The 16,782-nt window shown below is 72.5% G+C and carries 18 protein-coding genes; 12 read left to right on the top strand and 6 right to left on the bottom strand.

Annotated features, from left to right (window positions below; genetic code table 11):
- The first annotated feature begins 81 nt into the window (after positions 1-81).
- Complete coding sequence (locus Mco01_RS21920; protein WP_204058772.1) at positions 82-720, top strand: helix-turn-helix domain-containing protein; 639 nt, start codon at positions 82-84, stop codon at positions 718-720.
- A 16-nt stretch (positions 721-736) separates the two neighbouring features.
- Here the strand turns inward: Mco01_RS21920 and Mco01_RS21915 are convergent, their stop codons facing one another.
- From Mco01_RS21915 to Mco01_RS21905, 3 genes are all read right to left on the bottom strand, one after another.
- On the bottom strand, positions 737-1,045 hold the full coding sequence (locus tag Mco01_RS21915; RefSeq protein WP_204058771.1) for a ubiquitin family protein: 309 nt from the start codon (positions 1,043-1,045) through the stop codon (positions 737-739).
- Positions 1,046-2,122, bottom strand: coding sequence for a WD40/YVTN/BNR-like repeat-containing protein (locus Mco01_RS21910; RefSeq protein WP_204058770.1), 1,077 nt, complete (start codon positions 2,120-2,122; stop codon positions 1,046-1,048).
- A 68-nt stretch (positions 2,123-2,190) separates the two neighbouring features.
- Positions 2,191-3,306 carry a globin domain-containing protein gene (locus Mco01_RS21905; RefSeq protein ID WP_204058769.1) on the bottom strand — a complete coding sequence of 372 codons (1,116 nt, stop codon included), beginning with the start codon at positions 3,304-3,306 and terminating at the stop codon, positions 2,191-2,193.
- 310 nt (positions 3,307-3,616) lie between these two features.
- On the opposite strand from Mco01_RS21905, the gene Mco01_RS21900 reads away from it, so the two are divergent.
- From Mco01_RS21900 to Mco01_RS21890, 3 genes are read left to right on the top strand one after another with little or no spacing between them, the layout of a single operon-like run.
- Complete coding sequence (locus Mco01_RS21900; protein ID WP_204058768.1) at positions 3,617-4,312, top strand: gamma-glutamyl-gamma-aminobutyrate hydrolase family protein; 696 nt, start codon at positions 3,617-3,619, stop codon at positions 4,310-4,312.
- Between the two features lie 34 nt (positions 4,313-4,346).
- The gene (locus Mco01_RS21895; RefSeq protein WP_204058767.1) at positions 4,347-5,351 is read left to right on the top strand and encodes an alpha/beta hydrolase; all 1,005 of its coding nucleotides are present in this window, start codon (positions 4,347-4,349) and stop codon (positions 5,349-5,351) included.
- 12 nt (positions 5,352-5,363) lie between these two features.
- Complete coding sequence (locus Mco01_RS21890) at positions 5,364-6,146, top strand: enoyl-CoA hydratase/isomerase family protein (protein WP_204058766.1); 783 nt, start codon at positions 5,364-5,366, stop codon at positions 6,144-6,146.
- A 6-nt stretch (positions 6,147-6,152) separates the two neighbouring features.
- On the opposite strand, the gene Mco01_RS21885 is transcribed toward Mco01_RS21890, so the two are convergent.
- The 3 genes from Mco01_RS21885 to Mco01_RS21875 form a co-directional block, all read right to left on the bottom strand.
- Positions 6,153-6,575, bottom strand: coding sequence for an SRPBCC family protein (locus tag Mco01_RS21885; protein ID WP_036319716.1), 423 nt, complete (start codon positions 6,573-6,575; stop codon positions 6,153-6,155).
- A 63-nt stretch (positions 6,576-6,638) separates the two neighbouring features.
- Positions 6,639-7,820 (bottom strand): acyl-CoA dehydrogenase family protein, encoded by a 1,182-nt coding sequence (locus tag Mco01_RS21880; RefSeq protein ID WP_204058765.1) that lies wholly within the window; start codon positions 7,818-7,820, stop codon positions 6,639-6,641.
- 71 nt (positions 7,821-7,891) lie between these two features.
- Complete coding sequence (locus Mco01_RS21875; protein WP_204058764.1) at positions 7,892-8,482, bottom strand: class I SAM-dependent methyltransferase; 591 nt, start codon at positions 8,480-8,482, stop codon at positions 7,892-7,894.
- A 130-nt stretch (positions 8,483-8,612) separates the two neighbouring features.
- Between Mco01_RS21875 and Mco01_RS21870 the strand changes: the two genes are divergently transcribed.
- The 8 genes from Mco01_RS21870 to Mco01_RS21835 all read left to right on the top strand — a co-directional run bounded on the left by Mco01_RS21870 (position 8,613) and on the right by Mco01_RS21835 (position 16,736).
- Positions 8,613-10,301, top strand: a complete 1,689-nt coding sequence (locus Mco01_RS21870) for a sensor histidine kinase (protein ID WP_204058763.1) — start codon at positions 8,613-8,615, stop codon at positions 10,299-10,301.
- Complete coding sequence (locus Mco01_RS21865; protein ID WP_239103807.1) at positions 10,280-10,972, top strand: response regulator; 693 nt, start codon at positions 10,280-10,282, stop codon at positions 10,970-10,972. Before Mco01_RS21870 ends, Mco01_RS21865 begins: the two co-directional genes overlap by 22 nt.
- A gap of 25 nt (positions 10,973-10,997) precedes the next feature.
- Complete coding sequence (gene clsA / locus Mco01_RS21860; RefSeq protein ID WP_036319710.1) at positions 10,998-11,564, top strand: cardiolipin synthase ClsA; 567 nt, start codon at positions 10,998-11,000, stop codon at positions 11,562-11,564.
- Positions 11,565-11,567: 3 nt separating this feature from the next.
- Positions 11,568-14,069, top strand: a complete 2,502-nt coding sequence (locus Mco01_RS21855) for a mannose-1-phosphate guanyltransferase (protein ID WP_204058762.1) — start codon at positions 11,568-11,570, stop codon at positions 14,067-14,069.
- 166 nt (positions 14,070-14,235) lie between these two features.
- Complete coding sequence (locus Mco01_RS21850) at positions 14,236-14,739, top strand: FHA domain-containing protein (RefSeq protein ID WP_036319705.1); 504 nt, start codon at positions 14,236-14,238, stop codon at positions 14,737-14,739.
- A 19-nt stretch (positions 14,740-14,758) separates the two neighbouring features.
- Complete coding sequence (gene ftsR / locus Mco01_RS21845) at positions 14,759-15,415, top strand: transcriptional regulator FtsR (RefSeq protein WP_036319703.1); 657 nt, start codon at positions 14,759-14,761, stop codon at positions 15,413-15,415.
- Positions 15,416-15,492: 77 nt separating this feature from the next.
- Complete coding sequence (locus tag Mco01_RS21840) at positions 15,493-15,963, top strand: bifunctional nuclease family protein (RefSeq protein WP_157099272.1); 471 nt, start codon at positions 15,493-15,495, stop codon at positions 15,961-15,963.
- Positions 15,964-16,118: 155 nt separating this feature from the next.
- Positions 16,119-16,736: a MerR family transcriptional regulator gene (locus Mco01_RS21835; protein WP_275410542.1), complete on the top strand. Its 618-nt coding sequence runs from the start codon at positions 16,119-16,121 to the stop codon at positions 16,734-16,736.
- Positions 16,737-16,782: the final 46 nt, after the last annotated feature.

The following is a 16,782-nucleotide window of genomic DNA, read 5'->3' as shown; positions in this document are numbered from 1 at the left end:
TTAACTGTTGCCGTTAATGTATTCCTTGACGTCGGGCCGGGAATTTCGGCCGTGTAAAGCTCGTGTGACGTGGTGGAGGACATGACCGGCCCTTCGGACATCGAGGCGATCACCGGTGAGCGCCTCGGCGAGCGGCTCCGCGAGCTCCGAGTGCGGTCGGGGATGTCGCTGCGGGCGCTCGCGCGCGAGCTCGGCATCTCGGCGAGCGCCGTCTCCCAGATCGAGCGCGGCACGATGCGCCCCTCGGTCAGCAGGCTGATCGCGTACGTCTCGGCGATCGGCGTGCCGCTCGCGGCCGTCTTCGACGAGAAGGCCGAGGAGGCTCCCCGGGAAGACGGCCGGGAGGGGGCCTCGGGGGACGGGGCGCCGGAGGAGGGGCGGCGCTTCGCCATCCGCAGGGCCTGGGAGGTCGCCCCGATCACGCTTGGCGGCGGCGTCACCTTCCGCAGGCTGTCGCCGGTGCCCACCGACGGCGTCGAGTTCTTCGAGTCCACCTACCCGCCGCGTGCCGTGTCGGCCGAGCACGGCCGGTTCCTCAGGCACGAGGGCTACGAGGTGGGCACGGTCACCCGGGGGGAGCTGACGATCGAGTTCGAGACCGAGGTGGTCACGCTGGCCGAGGGCGACTCGATCACGTTCCCGTGCAGCCGCCCCCACATCATCGGCAACCGGTCCGCCACGGTGACCGCCGTGGCCACCTGGCTGATCGTCCACACCTGAGGAGCCGCGCGGGCGGCTACTCCAGCGCGGGGGCGACGTGGATCTCGGCGCCCGGCGGGAGCGCGCACGACAGCCCGCCCAGCCGCCGCGCGTTCTCCCCGCACACGTAGACGCCCATCCACGGGCGGATCCGGCCGTCCGCGCCGCGCACCCGCTCCTCCAGGGAGGGGTGCGTACGGCGGAGCGTGTCGAGGGCGGCCTCCAGCGTCGGCGCGTGCTCGTCGGCCGCGGCTACGGCGAACACCCGGACCTCGTCCCGGTGACCGGCCAGGTGGCGGAGCGTCCGGGGCAGCACGAACGTCACCATCGTGACGGGCCTGGCCACTCAGAGCACCGCCGCGCGGACGCACAGCACGTCCGGCAGGTGCCGGGCGATCCGCGTCCAGGTCTCCCCGTCGTCGCGCGAGCCGTACACCTCCCCGTCGCGCGTGCCGAAGAACAGGCCGGCGGGGCCGGCCGCCATCGCGTCCCTGAGGACCGCGGCGTGCACCGGGCCCTCGGGGAGCCCGGTGGAGTGGCCCTCCCAGGTCGATCCCGCGTCCTCGCTGCGGAAGACCTGGTACCGGTGGCCGACCGGGGTGCGGTCGACGTCGCCGTGCAGCGGGAACACCCACAGCGTGTCCGGGTCGTCGGGGTGGACGGCGATCGGGAACCCGAAGTCGGACGGCAGGCCCGACCCGATGTCGGTCCACGAGGCGCCGAAGTCGTCGGACCGGTAGACGCCGAAGTGGTGCTGGAGGTAGAGCCGCTCCGGTCGCGCCGGGTGGTGGGCGACCTTGTGCACGCACTGCCCCCACTCGGGGTACTGCGCGCCCTCGGGCAGGAACGGCGCGCGGATGTTCCGGTTGGACGGGTACCACGTGAGGCCGCCGTCGTCGCTGCGGAAGAACCCGACGGCCGAGGCGGCGATCGCGATGGACTTCGGGTCGTCCGGGTGCGGGACGATCGTGTGCAGGCACAGCCCCCCGTTGCCGGGCTGCCACTGGGGCCGGGTCGGGTGGTCCCACAGGCCCTCGACGAGCGAGTAGGTCTCGCCGCGGTCCTCCGAGCGGAACAGGGCCGCCGGCTCGGCGCCCGCCCAGACCACGTCGGGCTCGGTGGGCGACGGCTGGAGCTGCCAGACCCGGGCGAGGGCGGCGCCGGTCCGCTCGGGGAAGGCGACCGGCGGCGTGTTCGCCTCGTGCCAGGTCTCCCCGAGGTCGTCGGACCACATGACGGACGGGCCGAAGTGGCCGTACTCGATGCCGGCGAGCAGGCGGGGCGTGTCGCGGCGGGTGTCGACCGCCACCGAGTGCACGGCGATCGTGGAGAACCGCACCGGCTCGACCTCGAAGGGTCCCCCTCCCCTCGATCGCGCGAGGAACAGCCCCTTGCGGGTGCCGACGGCGAGCAGAGCGTCCATGACGAACCTCCTCCTTGTACGGCCTGTGGCCATCGTGCCAGCAGACGCCCCGCCGCGCCCCCGGATCGTCAGGGCTCGCCCTGGACGGTGTCCCGGTGGATGCGGGCCGGCGGCACCCCCGACGCCTGCAGCCGCTGCACGGTCTCGTTCACCATGGTGGACGGCCCGCAGACGTAGACCTCGTGCTCCGCCCACGAGTGGAAGCGCTCCATCACCTCCGGCAGCCTGCCCCGCATGCCGTCGTAGGCCGGCTCGTCCGACACCACGGGCAGCACCCGCAGCCACGGGAACCCCGACTCCATCCGGACCAGGTCCTGAATGTCGTACAGCTCCGACGCGCTGCGCGCCCCGAACAGCAGGTGGATGTGGGGCCGCCGCCCGGACGCGACGACGTGCTCGATGATCGCCTTGAGCGGGGCCAGCCCGGTGCCCCCGGCGACGCAGAGCATGTCCCGGCCCGAGTCCACCGGCGTCATGGTCCCGACCGGCGGCCCGAGCAGGACCTGGTCGCCGATGCGGGTGTGCCGGACCAGGCTCGAGCTGACCCACCCCCCGGGCACCGCCCGCACGTGGAAGCGCAGGGTGTTGTCCTTGCGGGGGGCGTTGGCGATGGAGAAGGTCCGCCAGACCCGGGGCCAGCGCGCCGTCTGCACGGTCACGTACTGCCCGGGGAGGAACGGCAGGCGCTGGGACGGCCGCACCGTGATCACGGCGATGTCCCGGGTGCGCTGCTCGTGGTCGACGACCTCGGCGAGCCACCACGGCGGGGTCGTCCCCGCCTCGGCCTCGGCCGCCTCTATCATGATCTCCGACGCCATCCCGTACGCCGCCACCCAGGCGGCCTCGATCTCCTCGTTCCATATCTCGGCGGCGAAGTGCCTGACGGTCGCGACGAGGGCGTTGCCGACGGCCTTGTAGTGCTCGGCGACGACGCCGTATTTGCGGTGGTCGCGGCCGAGCTGCGCGAGGTAGTGCGCGAGCCCGCCGGGACTGTCGAGCATCCAGACGATTCTCGTGAGCGCGCCGAAGAGCCGGTCGCGCTGCACCTCCATCGCGGGCGGGAACATGCCCCGCAGTTGCGGACTCTCGGAGAACAGCCGTCCGTAGAAATACGCCGCGGCCTTCCCCGCGACGGGCTCGACGAGTGCGAAGCTCTCCTTGACGAGGCGCGGATTTAGCGACATCAGTTGTGTCCCACCCTTGCGACCGGAACGGATTCCGGTCTTTGTCGATCCACCTCCCTGACGGCTCCGGGTGACGAGCGCCGGCGGCCCCGGCTCAACCGATCGCTCACCGGGGAGTGTTTCACCCGCAGTCGGGCGTCACAACCGATTCATCGCAAGGTGGTGCGAAGGCTACGCATCGTCATCATGTCGTTATCCTTCGTGTTGGAACGATGTGGTTGACGAGAACCTTGGTGAGAAAGGTGACAAAAAAGAAAAGCCGTACGCCATGATGGGCGTGCCCCTCCGCACCACTCACGGGAGATCGCAAATGGCACGTCCGATCGTCGGCATCACCACCTATCTCGAGGCAGCCCGATGGGGTGTGTGGGTCCGCGAGGCGGCCGTGTCGCCCCAGGCGTACGCCCGGGCTGTGGAGAAGGCCGGCGCCGCGCCCGTGCTGCTGCCTCCCATCACGCCGTACGCCGTCCCCGACTACCTGCGCGGCCTCGACGGAGTCGTTCTGGCCGGCGGCGTCGAGGTCGACCCCGCCCTGTACGGCGAGGAGGACGCCGAGGACCGGGGCGACGACGTCGCCGAGCCGCAGCCGCACCGCGACCGGTTCGAGGTGGCCCTCGCCCAGGCCGCCGTGGAGGCCGGCGTCCCCCTGCTGGCGATCTCCCGCGGCATGCACGTCCTCAACGTCGCCCAGGGAGGCACGCTCATCCGGTCGCTCCCCGAGTCGGTCGGCCACGACCGGCACGAGACGGCCCGGCACGCGGTGACGGTGAGCGTGTCGAGCAAGGTGGGCAAGGCGATCGGGGACCGGGCCGAGGTGACCGGAGCCCACCGGCAGGCCGTGCGGCGGCTCGGCACCGGGCTCATCGCGGTCGCCTGGGCCGACGACCAGATCGTCGAGGCCGTGGAGCTGCAGGGGCACCGGTTCGCCGTGGGCGTCCAGTGGCACCCCGAGCGCGGCGCGGACAACGGCCTGATCGAGGCGTTCGTCGACGCCGCCCGTCCCTGACGTCCTGTCGGGGGCCGCTGTTAGTGTGCCGGGCATGGCGTTGCATCCGCAGGCCGAGGCCTACCTGAAGCTGTTCCCGTCGGATCTGGGCGTCGACCTGGCGGCGCTCACGCCCGCCCAGATCGCGCGGCTGCGCACGCTCGACGCCATGGCCGACCGGCGGGGCCCGCGGATCGAGCTGCCCGAGGTGCGCGACGAGACCGCGGCCGGGGTGCCGGTCCGCGTCTACCGGCCGGAGCCGGGCGGGCGTGCGCTGCCCGTGCTGGTCTACTTCCACGGCGGTGGCTGGGCCTTCGGCAGCGTCGAGCGCAACGACGCCTTCGGCCGCGACCTCGCCCGCCGGACCGGGGCCGTGGTGGTCTCGGCCGACTACCGCCTCGCCCCCGAGCACCCCTATCCCGCCGCCGCCGACGACGCCCTCGCCGTGGTCCGCGACGTCCACGCCCGGCCCGGGTTCTACGGCGGCGACGCCGGCAGGGTGGCCGTGATCGGCGACAGCGCCGGCGGCAACCTCGCGGCGGTGGCCGCGTGGCGGGCCCGCGACCTCGGCCTGCCCCTCGTCCACCAGGTGCTCGTCTGCCCGGTGCTCGACGTCGCGATGGACACCCCCAGCTACCGGGCGTACGGCGCCGGGTTCGGGCTGGACGCCGACGAGATGGCCTGGTTCGTCGAGCGGTACGCGGCCGGGGCCGACCCCGGCGACCCGGGCCTGGCGCCGCTCCGCCTGCCGGACAAGTCGGGCCTGCCGCCCGCCACCGTGATCACCGCGGAGTGCGACCCGCTGTGCGACGAGGGCGCCGCCTACGCCGCCGCGCTGGCGGAGGCGGGGGTTCCGGTCGAGCACCGCTGCTTCGAGGGCTCCCTCCACGGCTTCGTCGGCCTGCCCGGCTTCTTCGACCAGGCGGACGAGGCGCGGGAGCTGATCGCCGCCCGGCTGCGCGCCGCGTTCGGGACCTCCGAGCCGTCGTCGTCGGCGGCGTCGTCGGCGGCGTCCCCAGTGGGGCCGGCGGGATCGCCGGCGGGATCGTCCGAGGGGTAGAGGAGGCGCGACGTGCGGGAGTACGAGAAGCTGCGCACCGACTGGGCGGCCGACGGCGTGCTCAGGATCGTCATCAGCGAGCCCGCGAGGCTGAACGCGGTCGACCGCACCGGCCACCGCGAGCTGGCCGAGATCTGGCGCGACGTCGACCGCGACGACGACGTCAGGGCCGTGGTGATCCGCGGCGAGGGCGAGGCGTTCTCGGCGGGCGGCGACCTGGCGATGATCGAGGAGATGACCCGCGACCACGCGGTGCGCCTGCGGGTGTTCGCCGAGGCCCGCGACATCGTCTACAACGTGATCAACTGCGCGAAGCCGGTCGTCTCCGCCATCCAGGGGCCCGCGGTCGGCGCCGGGCTCGCCGTGGCCCTGCTCGCCGACGTGTCCGTGGCCGGGCGGACGGCGCGCGTCATCGACGGGCACACCCGGCTCGGCGTCGCGGCCGGCGACCACGCGGCGATCGTCTGGCCGCTCCTGTGCGGCCTGGCGAAGGCCAAATATCACCTGCTGCTGTGCGAGCCGGTCACGGGGGAGCAGGCCGAGGCGATGGGCCTGGTCAGCGTGTGCGTCGACGACGACCAGGTGCACGAGCGGGCCCTGGAGATCGCCGAGCGCCTCGCCCGGGGCCCGGCCGAGGCCATCCGGCTCACGAAGTACGCGCTGAACAACTGGCTGCGCATGGCCGGCCCGTCGTTCGACGCCTCGCTCGCCATGGAGTTCCTCGGCTTCACCGGCCCCGACGTGGTCGAGGGGCTCGCGGCGCTGCGCGAGCGGCGCCCGCCCCGCTTCTCCTGACGCCCGTCACGGGAAACGCTTGCGCAGCGACTCCAGGCCGGGGGCGAACACGCCCCGGGTGAAGATCTTGGCCATCTTGGCGGCGTCGTCGGCCTCGAACACGGCGTGCCACTCCACGAACGCCTGCCCCGTGTCCGTGACCGGGGCGACCCGGCAGGTGGCGCGGTAGTTCCGTACCGGGAGCGGGCACTGGAGGATCTCGTACGTCATCGTGCGCTCGTCGTCGTCGAGCGCGAGCAGCCGTTCGCGGAACAGCCCTCCGGCGCCGTCGACCCGGCGCACCGCCCCGGGCCCGACCGGCGCCCCCTCCTCGATCTCGCACAGGGCGACGCCGGGCAGCCAGTCGTCCAGGTTGCCGAAGTCGCGCAGGTAGCCCCAGACCTGGTCGGCTCCGGCGTCGATCACGGTGCTGGCGTACGAGTTGGGCATCGACGGCTCCTTCCGCTCGCTCGGCTTGTTCCCCGCCGCCGGCGCCGGGACACGGCGGGCGCGTCAGAAGCTGCGCGGCAGCCCGAGGACCTGGGTGGCGAGGTAGTTGAGCAGCAGTTCCTCGGTCACCGGCGCGATCCGGCCGATGCGGGCGTCGGCCAGCAGCCGCGCCACCGGGTACTCCAGCGAGTACGCCATGCCGCCGTGGGTCTGGAACGCCGCGTCGGCCGCCTCCCAGGCCGCCTGCGAGGCGGTCAGCTTGGCGATGTTGGCCTCGGTGCCGCAGGGCAGCTCGTTGTCGAACGACCAGGCCGCCTTGTAGAGCATGAGCCTGGCCAGCTCGATCTTCGCCTTGACCTGGGCCAGGGGGAACGCGACGGCCTGGTTGGCCCCGATGGGCCGGCCGAAGACCTCCCGCTGCCTGGCGTACTCCACACCGACGCGCAGCGCGACCTCGGCCCCGCCCAGCGCGCTCGCGCCGAGCAGGACGCGCTCGGGGTTGAGCACGTCCCACAGGACGGAGACGCCGCCGTGCAGCTCGCCCACGATGCTCGTCGCCGGCACCCGCAGGTCGTCGATGAAGACCATGTTGGACGGCGTGGTGTTGGCCCCCATCTTGGGGATCGGCCGGTACGACAGCGTCCCGGCGGCCACCGCCTCGGGGACGTTCACCAGGAAGACGGTCATGCCGTTGGTGCGGGGTTTGGCCTCGGCGGCCGGGATCGTCCGGGTGACCAGCAGCATCCAGGTGGCCCGCTGCACCCCGGTGATCCAGATCTTCTGCCCGTTGATCACGAAGTCGGAGCCGTCCTGCCGGGCGAAGGTGGACACGGCCAGCGAGTTCGACCCGGCGTCCGGCTCGGTCAGCGCGAAGCAGGTCTCGATCTCGCCGGACGCGAGCTTCGGCAGCAGCTCGGCCTTCTGCTCCGCCGAGCCGTGCCGCGCCAGCGTGGTCGCGCCGAATCCCGGCGTCAGCACGTAGACGAACGCGGACCCGCCGGCGGCGCCCGACGCGGCCAGCGTCTCCGTCGCGACGGCGAGCTCCAGCAGCCCCTGACCGGCGCCGCCGTACTCCTCGGGGACGGCCAGGCCGAGCCAGCCGCCCTTGGCCAGCTCCGCCCACACCTCCTCCGGCCAGCGCTTCTCGCTCTCGCACCGCTCCCAGTAGTCCATGCCGTACCGGGAGCAGATGTCGGCGATCCCCCGGCGCACCGCCTGGGCGCTCTCGGGCAGCGTGAAGTCCATGGCCGTCTCCAATCCAGCTCGCGGGCCATACTAGAACCACGTTCAGCCCGTGAGCGAGATCACCCGGGAGATCACCTCCGCGGGCGCCGCGCGTGGTAGACGAAGGCGGGCGGCAGGTTGCGCCAGACGGTGCGGCCCGGCACGACCTCCTCGAACGACTCGGCCAGCCGACGCCGGAACCGCAGCGCGGGCGGCAGCGTCCGGGCGTGCACGTACGAGAACGTGGTGAACGCCCCCTCGGGGGAGAGGCTCTCGACCACGGCCCTGAGCACCGACGACTGGTGGCCGTAGGAGAAGGCGGCCCACGGCAGCCCGCTGACGATCACGTCGGCGGCGGCCACGCCGCGCGCGGCCAGCAGGGCGGGCAGTTGGGCGGCGGTGTCCACGACGAGCTCGACGCCGGGGTGGCGCGCCGCCAGATGCGCGGCGAGCCGGGGGTTGATCTCCACGGCGAGGTGGCGGCCCCGCCCGCCGAGCCGCCGCTGGATCTCCGCGGTGAACGGCCCGGTGCCCGGGCCCAGCTCGACGACGACCGGGTCGCCCCGCTCCGGCACCGGGACGCACACGGCCGACGACAGCCGCCGCGAGCTGGGCGCGACGGCCCCGGTCAGGGCGGGGGAGCGGAGGAACTGCCCGAGGAAGAGCGCTGATTCGTTGGCCATGCCCCGACGCTAGGGCCGGTGATCACGCTCTGCCCCCCGCCGTCCGGACCGGGCTCGCGGCCAGAAGGAGGAGACGGCCTCCTGCCGATGGAGGACCGGCCGCCGTCCGTCCGCCCGGTACCGTTCACCTATGTCCCCCGTACGGCGGCCCTTCTTCCGGCGTCCGCAGGAGACCTCCGAGGACGCGCGGCTCCCCTGGCGGGGCGTGGGGACCGACGTCGCCCTGGCGGCCTGCGGCGTCGTGCTCGACGTGCTGGTGACCTGGGGGTCGTGGGGCGGGCCGTCCGCGCCCGTGTGGATCGCGGCCGCGTTCTCCCTGCTGGCCGGCCTTCCCCTGGGCCTGCTGCGCCGCCACCCGGCGGCGGCCGCCCTCCACCTGGCCGTGCTGCTCGTGGTGTGCGACCAGCTCGGCGCGTCCACCGCGAACACCGCGCAGCTGCTGCTCCCGATCGCCGTGGGCGTGCTGGCCCGCTCGCGCGACCTGCGCTGGACGGCCCCGATCGCGGTGCTCGCGTCCGCCGCGACCGCGGTCAACCTGGCCGACCCGGGGATCGCGTTCACCCGCAACACCTGGTTCTACTCGGTCGGGCTGATCGCGGTCCCCGTGCTGATCGGCCGCTACCTGCGCGCCCAGGAGGGGCGCCGCCGGGAGGACCCGGCCCCGCTGCTCGACCTGCTGCTGGCCGCGGGCGGCGTGGCGTTCTCCGTGCTCGGGACCTGGCCGTACTGGGACAGCGGGAGCCCGCCGGTGTGGGCGGTCGGACTGGTCGTCGTGCTCGCCGGGCTGGCCCTCGGCGTGGTGCGGCACCTCCCGGGCGGGGTCCTGCTGCTGGAGAGCGTCGTGCTCGTGGTCGCCGACCAGTACGTCCCCCGGACGGGCAACAGCCTCCAGTTGCTCGCGCTCATCGCGCTCGGCGTGTTCGCCACCCGGGCGAGCTGGTCCTGGGTGGCCGCGGCCTACGCCCTGACCTGCTCGGTCACCGCCATCGTGATCGTCGACGACGCGTCGGACGTGACGCTGTTCCGCGCCGCGGCCCTCATGACCATGGTCACCGCGCCCGTGGCGATCGGCCGGTACGTCGGCTCCCGGCAGGCCGCGGCCCGCCAGGCGGCGGACCTCGCGGCCGAGCGGACCAGGGCCGACCAGCTGGCCGAGCGGGAGCGGATCGCCCGCGAGGTCCACGACATCGTGGCCCACCACGTCGGCGCGATGGTGCTGCGGGCCAGCGCCGCCCAGTACGCGGGGGCGAGCGGCCCGGCCGCCGAGGCGCTGGCCGACATCCGCGACACCGGCCACCGGGTCCTGGAGGACCTGCGCGGCCTGCTGGCCGTGCTGCGCGACCCCGGGCGCGAGGAGCTGACCCTCGCCGACCCCGACGACGTGATGCGGGACGCGGTCGCCCGGATGTCGGCGGCCGGGCTGCCGGTGGACCTGCGCCTCGACGGCGACCCGGCGCGGGCCCCGTTGGTCGTGCGGGCGTCCGCGGCCCGGATCGTCCAGGAGGGGCTGACGAACGTGCTCAAGCACGCCGGCCCCGGCGCCCGTACGGAGATCACGGTCGGCATGGAGGAGCGGGAGCTCACGGTGGAGGTCCGCAACGGCCCGGGGGCGGCCGGGCCGGCGGCCGCGCTGCCCTCCCACGGCCAGGGCATCGCCGGCATGCGGGAGCGGGCCCGGGCGCTGGGCGGCCGCCTCACCGCCGGCCCCGCCGAGGACGGCGGGTGGCGGCTCGCCGCGGCCCTGCCCATCCCGGGGCCCGTCCCCGGCGATCCGCCGCCGGCCGACCCGGAGTGCCGATGGCCCGGGAGGACCGCGTGATCCGCGTGGTGGTGGCCGACGACCAGGCGCTCGTACGGGCCGGGGTGCGGATGATGCTCGAGGCGGCCGGCGACATGGAGGTGTGCGGCGAGGCCGCCGACGGGGCCGAGGCCGTGCGGCTGGCCGAGCGGCACCGGCCCGACGTGCTCCTGATGGACCTGCGCATGCCCCGCGTCGACGGGTTGGAGGCCACCCGGCGCATCCTGGCCGTCCAGCCCTCGGCCCGCATCGTGGTGCTCACCACCTTCTCCGAGGACGCCAACCTCTACGCCGCCCTCGGCGCGGGCGCCCTCGGGTTCCTCGTCAAGGACGACCCCCCGGACCGCATGGTCGACGCCGTGCGGCGGGCCGCGGCGGGCGAGCCGCTGCTCGCGCCGTCGGTGCTGCGGCGCGTGGTCGAACGGGCCCTGGCCGCCGAGCGGCAGGCCGTCCCCGTGCCCGGCATGCTCACCGAGCGGGAGACGCAGGTGCTCACGCTGGTCGGGATGGGCATGTCCAACGCCGAGATCGCCGGACGGCTGCACGTGGGCGTCACGACGGTCAAGAGCCACGTGGCGGCGCTGATCGAGAAGCTGGGCCTGCGCAACCGCACCCAGGCGGCCGTGATGGCGCACAGGTTCGGCTTGGTGGACACCGGGTTCAACCCCGTGGGTCCGCGCCCGGGGGAGTGAGAGGGCGGCATGTAGGGTCTGGGGCGTGAACCCTGCCGAGGACCGGATCTGGACGGTGCCCAACCTGCTGAGCTTCCTGCGGCTGCTCGGCGTGCCCGTCTTCCTCTGGCTCGTCCTCGGCCCGCACGCCGACGGCTGGGCCATCCTGCTGCTCGCGCTCGCGGGCTTCACCGACTGGCTCGACGGCAAGATCGCCCGGACCTGGAACCAGACCAGCAGGCTCGGACGGCTCATCGACCCGCTGGCCGACCGGCTGTACATCCTCGCCACCCTGGTCGGGCTGGTCCTGCGCGACGCCATCCCCCTGTGGCTCGCGCTCGCCGTGCCGCTGCGCGACGTCCTGCTGCTGTGGGTGCCGCCGGTGCTGCGCCGCCACGGGTACGGGCCCGCGCTGCCCGTGCACTTCCTGGGCAAGGCCGGCACGGCGGCCCTGATGTACGCCTTCCCGCTCCTGTTCCTCGCCTCCCACCAGGGCTGGTACGCCGAGATCTGCGCGATCTCCGGATGGGCCTTCGCCATCTGGGGAACTGGTCTGTATTGGTGGGCGGGGGTGTTGTATGTGGTTCAGGTGCGCGAGCTAACGAAGGGGTGACCCGTGAAGGCCGTCGTCATGGCGGGCGGGGAGGGGACACGGCTGCGGCCGATGACCGCCAACCAGCCCAAGCCCCTGCTCCCCATCATCAACCGGCCGATCATGGAACACGTCCTGCGGCTGCTGAAGCGGCACGGGTTCTCCGAGACGGTCGTCACCGTCCAGTTCCTCGCCGCGCTGATCCGCAACTACTTCGGCGACGGCGACGAGCTCGGCATGCGCCTCCACTACGCCACCGAGGAGGTGCCCCTCGGCACGGCCGGCAGCGTCAAGAACGCGGCCGACCGGCTGCGTGAGGACCGCTTCCTGGTGATCTCCGGCGACGCGCTCACCGACATCGACCTGACCGACATGCTGCGCTTCCACCGTGAGAACCGGGCCCTGGTCACCATCGGCCTCAAGCGCGTCCCCAACCCGCTCGAGTTCGGGATCATCATCGTGGACGAGAACGGCCGCATCCAGCGCTTCCTGGAGAAGCCGACCTGGGGCCAGGTGTTCTCCGACACCGTCAACACCGGCATCTACATCATGGAGCCGTCGGTCCTCGACGAGATCGCGCCCGGGCAGTCCGTCGACTGGTCCTCCGACATCTTCCCCAAGCTGCTCGAACGCGGCAGCCCCCTGTACGGGTACGTCGCCGACGGCTACTGGGAGGACGTCGGCACCCACGAGAGCTACCTCAAGGCCCAGGCCGACGTGCTGGAGGGCAAGGTCAAGGTCGACTTCGACGCGTTCGAGCTGGCCCCGGGCGTGTGGGCCGCCGAGGGCGCGTCGGTCGACCCCGACGCCGTGCTCAAGGGCCCGCTCTACATCGGCGACTACGCCAAGGTCGAGGCGGGCGCCGAGCTCCGGGAGTACACGGTGCTCGGCAGCAACGCCGTCGTCAAGGAGGGCGCGTTCCTCCATCGGGCCGTGGTCAGCGACAACGTCTACGTCGGGCCGGCCGCCCACCTGCGCGGCTGCGTCATCGGCAAGAACACCGACGTCATGACCGGCGCCAGGATCGAGGAGAACGCGGTCGTCGGCGACGAGTGCGTCATCGAGGCCGAGGCGTACGTCTCGTCTGGTGTCAAGATCTATCCGTTCAAGACGATCGAGGCCGGCACGGTCGTCAACACCAGCGTCATCTGGGAATCCCGCGGCCAGCGCAGCCTGTTCGGCCAGCGCGGCGTCTCCGGGCTGGTCAACGTGGAGATCACCCCCGAGCTGTGCGTACGGCTGGCCAGCGCGTACGCCACGACCCTGCGCAAGGGCGACACCGTGGTCACCTCCCGTGACGCCTCGCGGGCGGCCCGCGCGCTCAAGCGGGCCGTCATCAGCGCGCTCAACTCCAGTGCGATCAACGTCGTCGACCTGGAGGCCGCCGCCCTGCCCGTCGCCCGCTTCAACACCTCCAGGGAGAACGTCAAGGGGGGCATCGCCGTCCGGACCACCGCCGGCGACCCTCAGAGCGTCGACATCGTGTTCATGGACGAGACCGGGGGTGATCTCTCCCAGGTGGCCCAGCGCAAGCTGGAGCGCGTCTTCTCGCGCCAGGAGTACCGCCGCGCCTTCCCCGGCGAGATCGCCGAGCTGACCTTCCCCGCCCGCGCCGTCGACACCTACGTCCGCGAGCTGCTCGGCTGCGTCGACATGACCGGCGTCAAGGACGCCGAGATGAAGGTCGTCGTCGACTGCGCCGGCGGCACGTCCTCGCTCGTGCTGCCGAGCCTCCTCGGCCGGGTGGGGGTCGACGTCCTCACCGTGAACAACCGGCTCGACGACGCCTCCCCCACCGAGACGCTCGCCGAGCGCCGCCGCGACCTGCAGCGGCTGGCCGAGCTCGTCGCCTCCTCCCGCGCCGCCTTCGGCGTGCGGTTCGACCCGGTGGGGGAGCGGGTCTCCCTGGTGGACGAGATGGGCCAGCTCATCAGCGAGGAGCGGGCGCTGCTCGTCGTCCTCGACCTGGTGGCGGCCGAGCGCCGCGGCGGCCGGGTCGCGCTGCCCGTCACCACCACTCGGGTCGCCGAGATGGTCTGCCGCTTCCACGGCGTCCAGGTCGACTGGACGGCCACCAGCCTCGACGCCCTCACCAGCGCCGCCCGCCACCCCGACATGATCTTCGCCGGCGACGGCCGCGGCGGCTTCATCGTCCCCGAGTTCGCCCCCACCGTGGACGGCCTGGCCGTGTTCCTCCGCCTGCTCGGCCTCGTCGCCCGCACCCGGCTGTCCCTCAGCCAGATCGACGCCCGCATCCCCGAGGCCCGGCTGCTCAAAAGGACCGTTCCCACGCCCTGGGCGCACAAGGGGGCCGTCATGCGCTCGGTCGTCGAGGCCGCCGAGGGCCACCGGCTCGACACCACCGACGGCGTCCGCGTCGTCGAGGACGACGGAAGCTGGGCCCTGGTGCTCCCCGACCCGGCCGAGGCCGTCACCCATCTATGGGCGGAGGGCCACGACATGGACACCGCCCAGACCCTCATCGAGCACTGGGCCCACGTCGTCGAACAGGCCGCCGGCCAGTGACGCCGGGCGAGAGTCGTGAGCTGTGTGGCGGGATGGACCTTGAACGGCCGGGGGCTGTAGCGTTGGTCAGTCCCTGCCCAGCGACGCTTCTTGACCTTTGTCCCTGATCAGCGTAAGTTGCGGCATTCGCAGTCTGAGCAAGTCGTGAGAGAGGCCGAGCCGTTCGATGCCCAGCGTCTACTGCACGCAGTGCGGTCATGCCAACCCCGAGGATGCCCGTTTCTGTTCACGATGCGGTTCGCCGCTGAGCGCTCCGGCGCCCGTCGCAGCCGACACCACCTCGACGATCTCGCTCGAGGCGCTGGAGGCGGAGACGGGCCAGACGCTGCTTCCCGACCGCGCGGCGGTCGACCAGCTGCCGCCGGGGACGGCGCTCCTGGTCGTCATGCGCGGCCCCAACGCGGGGAGCAGGTTTCTGCTCGACAGCGATCTCACTACGGCGGGTCGCCACCCGGAGAGCGACATCTTCCTGGACGATGTGACGGTGTCCAGGCGGCACGTGGAGTTCTACCGGCGCGGCGGACAGTTCACGGTCCGCGACGTCGGCAGCCTGAACGGGACCTATGTCAACCGTGAGCGCATTGAGGAGTCTCCTCTTGTGGGCGGCGACGAGGTGCAGATCGGGAAGTTCCGGCTGGTGTTCCTCACGCGCGGTCCTGGAGGGCTGTGATCGGTGAGGAGGGAGAGTCATGAGCGCGCAGGCCGTACGGGCGTTCATGAGCATCGGGGAGGTGCTCGCCCTGCTGCAGGGCGAGTTCCCGGACATCACTGTCTCCAAGATCCGTTTTCTGGAGGGTGAGGGGCTCATCGAGCCCCAGCGGAGCCCCTCGGGGTACCGCAAGTTCACCCACACCGACGTCGAGCGCCTGCGCTACATCCTGACGGCGCAGCGCGACCACTACCTGCCGCTCCGGGTGATCAAGGATCACCTGGACGGCCAGGCCGCGCGGCCACGGGAAGTGACCGGCGAGGCCCCGCCCGTACGGCTCAGCCGCGAGGAGCTGATCGAGGCCGCGGGCATCGACGAGGAGACCCTGGCCGAGATGGAGAGCTTCGGCCTGGTCGCCCCGGTCGCCCGCCGCTACGACGCGGAGGCGCTGGAGGCGGCCCGCAGCGTGGGGGCGCTCGCGCGCTTCGGCGTCCAGGCGCGTCACCTGCGCGCCCTCAAGGCCGCCGTGGAGCGCGAGGCGGCTCTGGTGGAGCAGGCGGTGGCCCCGATCATGCGCCGCCGCGCGCCCGGAGCGATCGGGCAGGCGGACGAGACCGCCCGGGAGATCTCCGGACATCTCCAGGAATTGCACAACGCGTTACTCCGTGGGAGTGTTCGCGGCATTCTGGGGCGGTGACCGGCGCGGCCGCTCCCTGGTGGGTGTTACGTTGAATGCCTGGTGATATGCCGCGACGCTTTGAGACGGAGCCGCCCGTGTTGCAGATGGAGGTCGTGGGGGTTCGCGTTGAGATGCCCACCAACCAGCCCATCGTTCTCCTGAAGGAGACGAGCGGTGATCGGTACCTGCCGATCTGGATCGGCATGACCGAGGCGACCGCTATCGCGCTGGCGCAGGCGGAGGAGCCGCCGCCACGGCCGTTGACCCACGACTTGTTCCGTGACGTGCTGGAGGCCCTGGGGGTGCGGTTGCGCACCGTCAACATCGTCGCCCTGCGTGACGGGATCTTCTTCGCCGATCTGGTGTTCTCCAACGGGGTGGAGGTGAGCGCCCGGCCGTCGGACTCGATCGCGCTCGCCCTGCGGACCGGCGCGACGATCTACGCCAGTGAGGACGTGGTCCAGGAGGCGGGCGTCAGCATGCCCGACGATCAAGAGGACGAAGTGGAAAAGTTCCGCGAGTTCTTGGACAAAATCACACCGGAAGACTTCGGCCGGGCGGGCTGACGTGCCGGGCCAATTCGGGTGATTACGCTTCACGACGCGCCGGACGGGGTCGTTGACTGACGATGGCCCCGGTCCTACGGTGCAAGGGAAACCACGGTTGTAATTCACGAACCCCCAGATCAGACCGTGGGATGAGAGAAAGCCGGAGGTCCGCAGTGGCGGTCAGCAGCGGCGAGGGTAAGTCGGCGGGCCAGCACGACCCGGTCCGGCAGTCGGCGCGGGAGCGCGCCGGCGAACAGGGTCTGCTGTTCGACGAGCGGCCGGCGGCGCTGCCCGAGGACATCGGATACCGCGGGCCCACCGCGTGCGCGGCTGCGGGGATCACCTACCGGCAACTCGACTACTGGGCGCGGACGGAGCTGGTCCTGCCGACGATAAGAGCCGCGCAGGGCTCGGGGTCGCAGCGCCTGTACAGCTTCCGCGACATCCTCGTCCTCAAGGTCGTCAAGCGCCTCCTCGACACGGGCGTGTCCCTCCAGCAGATCCGCACCGCCGTCCGGCACCTGCGCGACCGGGGCGTCAACGACCTGGCCCAGATCACGCTGATGAGCGACGGCGTGAGCGTCTACGAGTGCACCTCCGCCGACGAGGTGATCGACCTGCTGCAGGGCGGCCAGGGCGTGTTCGGGATCGCTCTCGGCCGGGTCTGGCGCGAGGTGGAGGGCTCGCTTGCGGAGCTTCCGGGCGAGCGTGCCGCCGCCCCCTCCGATGCGGAGGGGGACCATCCCTCCGACGAGCTCGCCCGCCGCAGGAAGGCCCGCAGGACGGGCTGACCCGCCCCGGCAGGGGCGCCGCCGAGAGAGCACATGGCGAGTCGAG

The sequence above is a fragment of the Microbispora corallina genome (assembly GCF_016863035.1).
Lineage (GTDB): Bacteria > Actinomycetota > Actinomycetes > Streptosporangiales > Streptosporangiaceae > Microbispora > Microbispora corallina.
The sequence above is the reverse complement of the archived record's forward strand: the minus strand, read 5'-3'. Positions and strand labels throughout refer to the sequence as shown.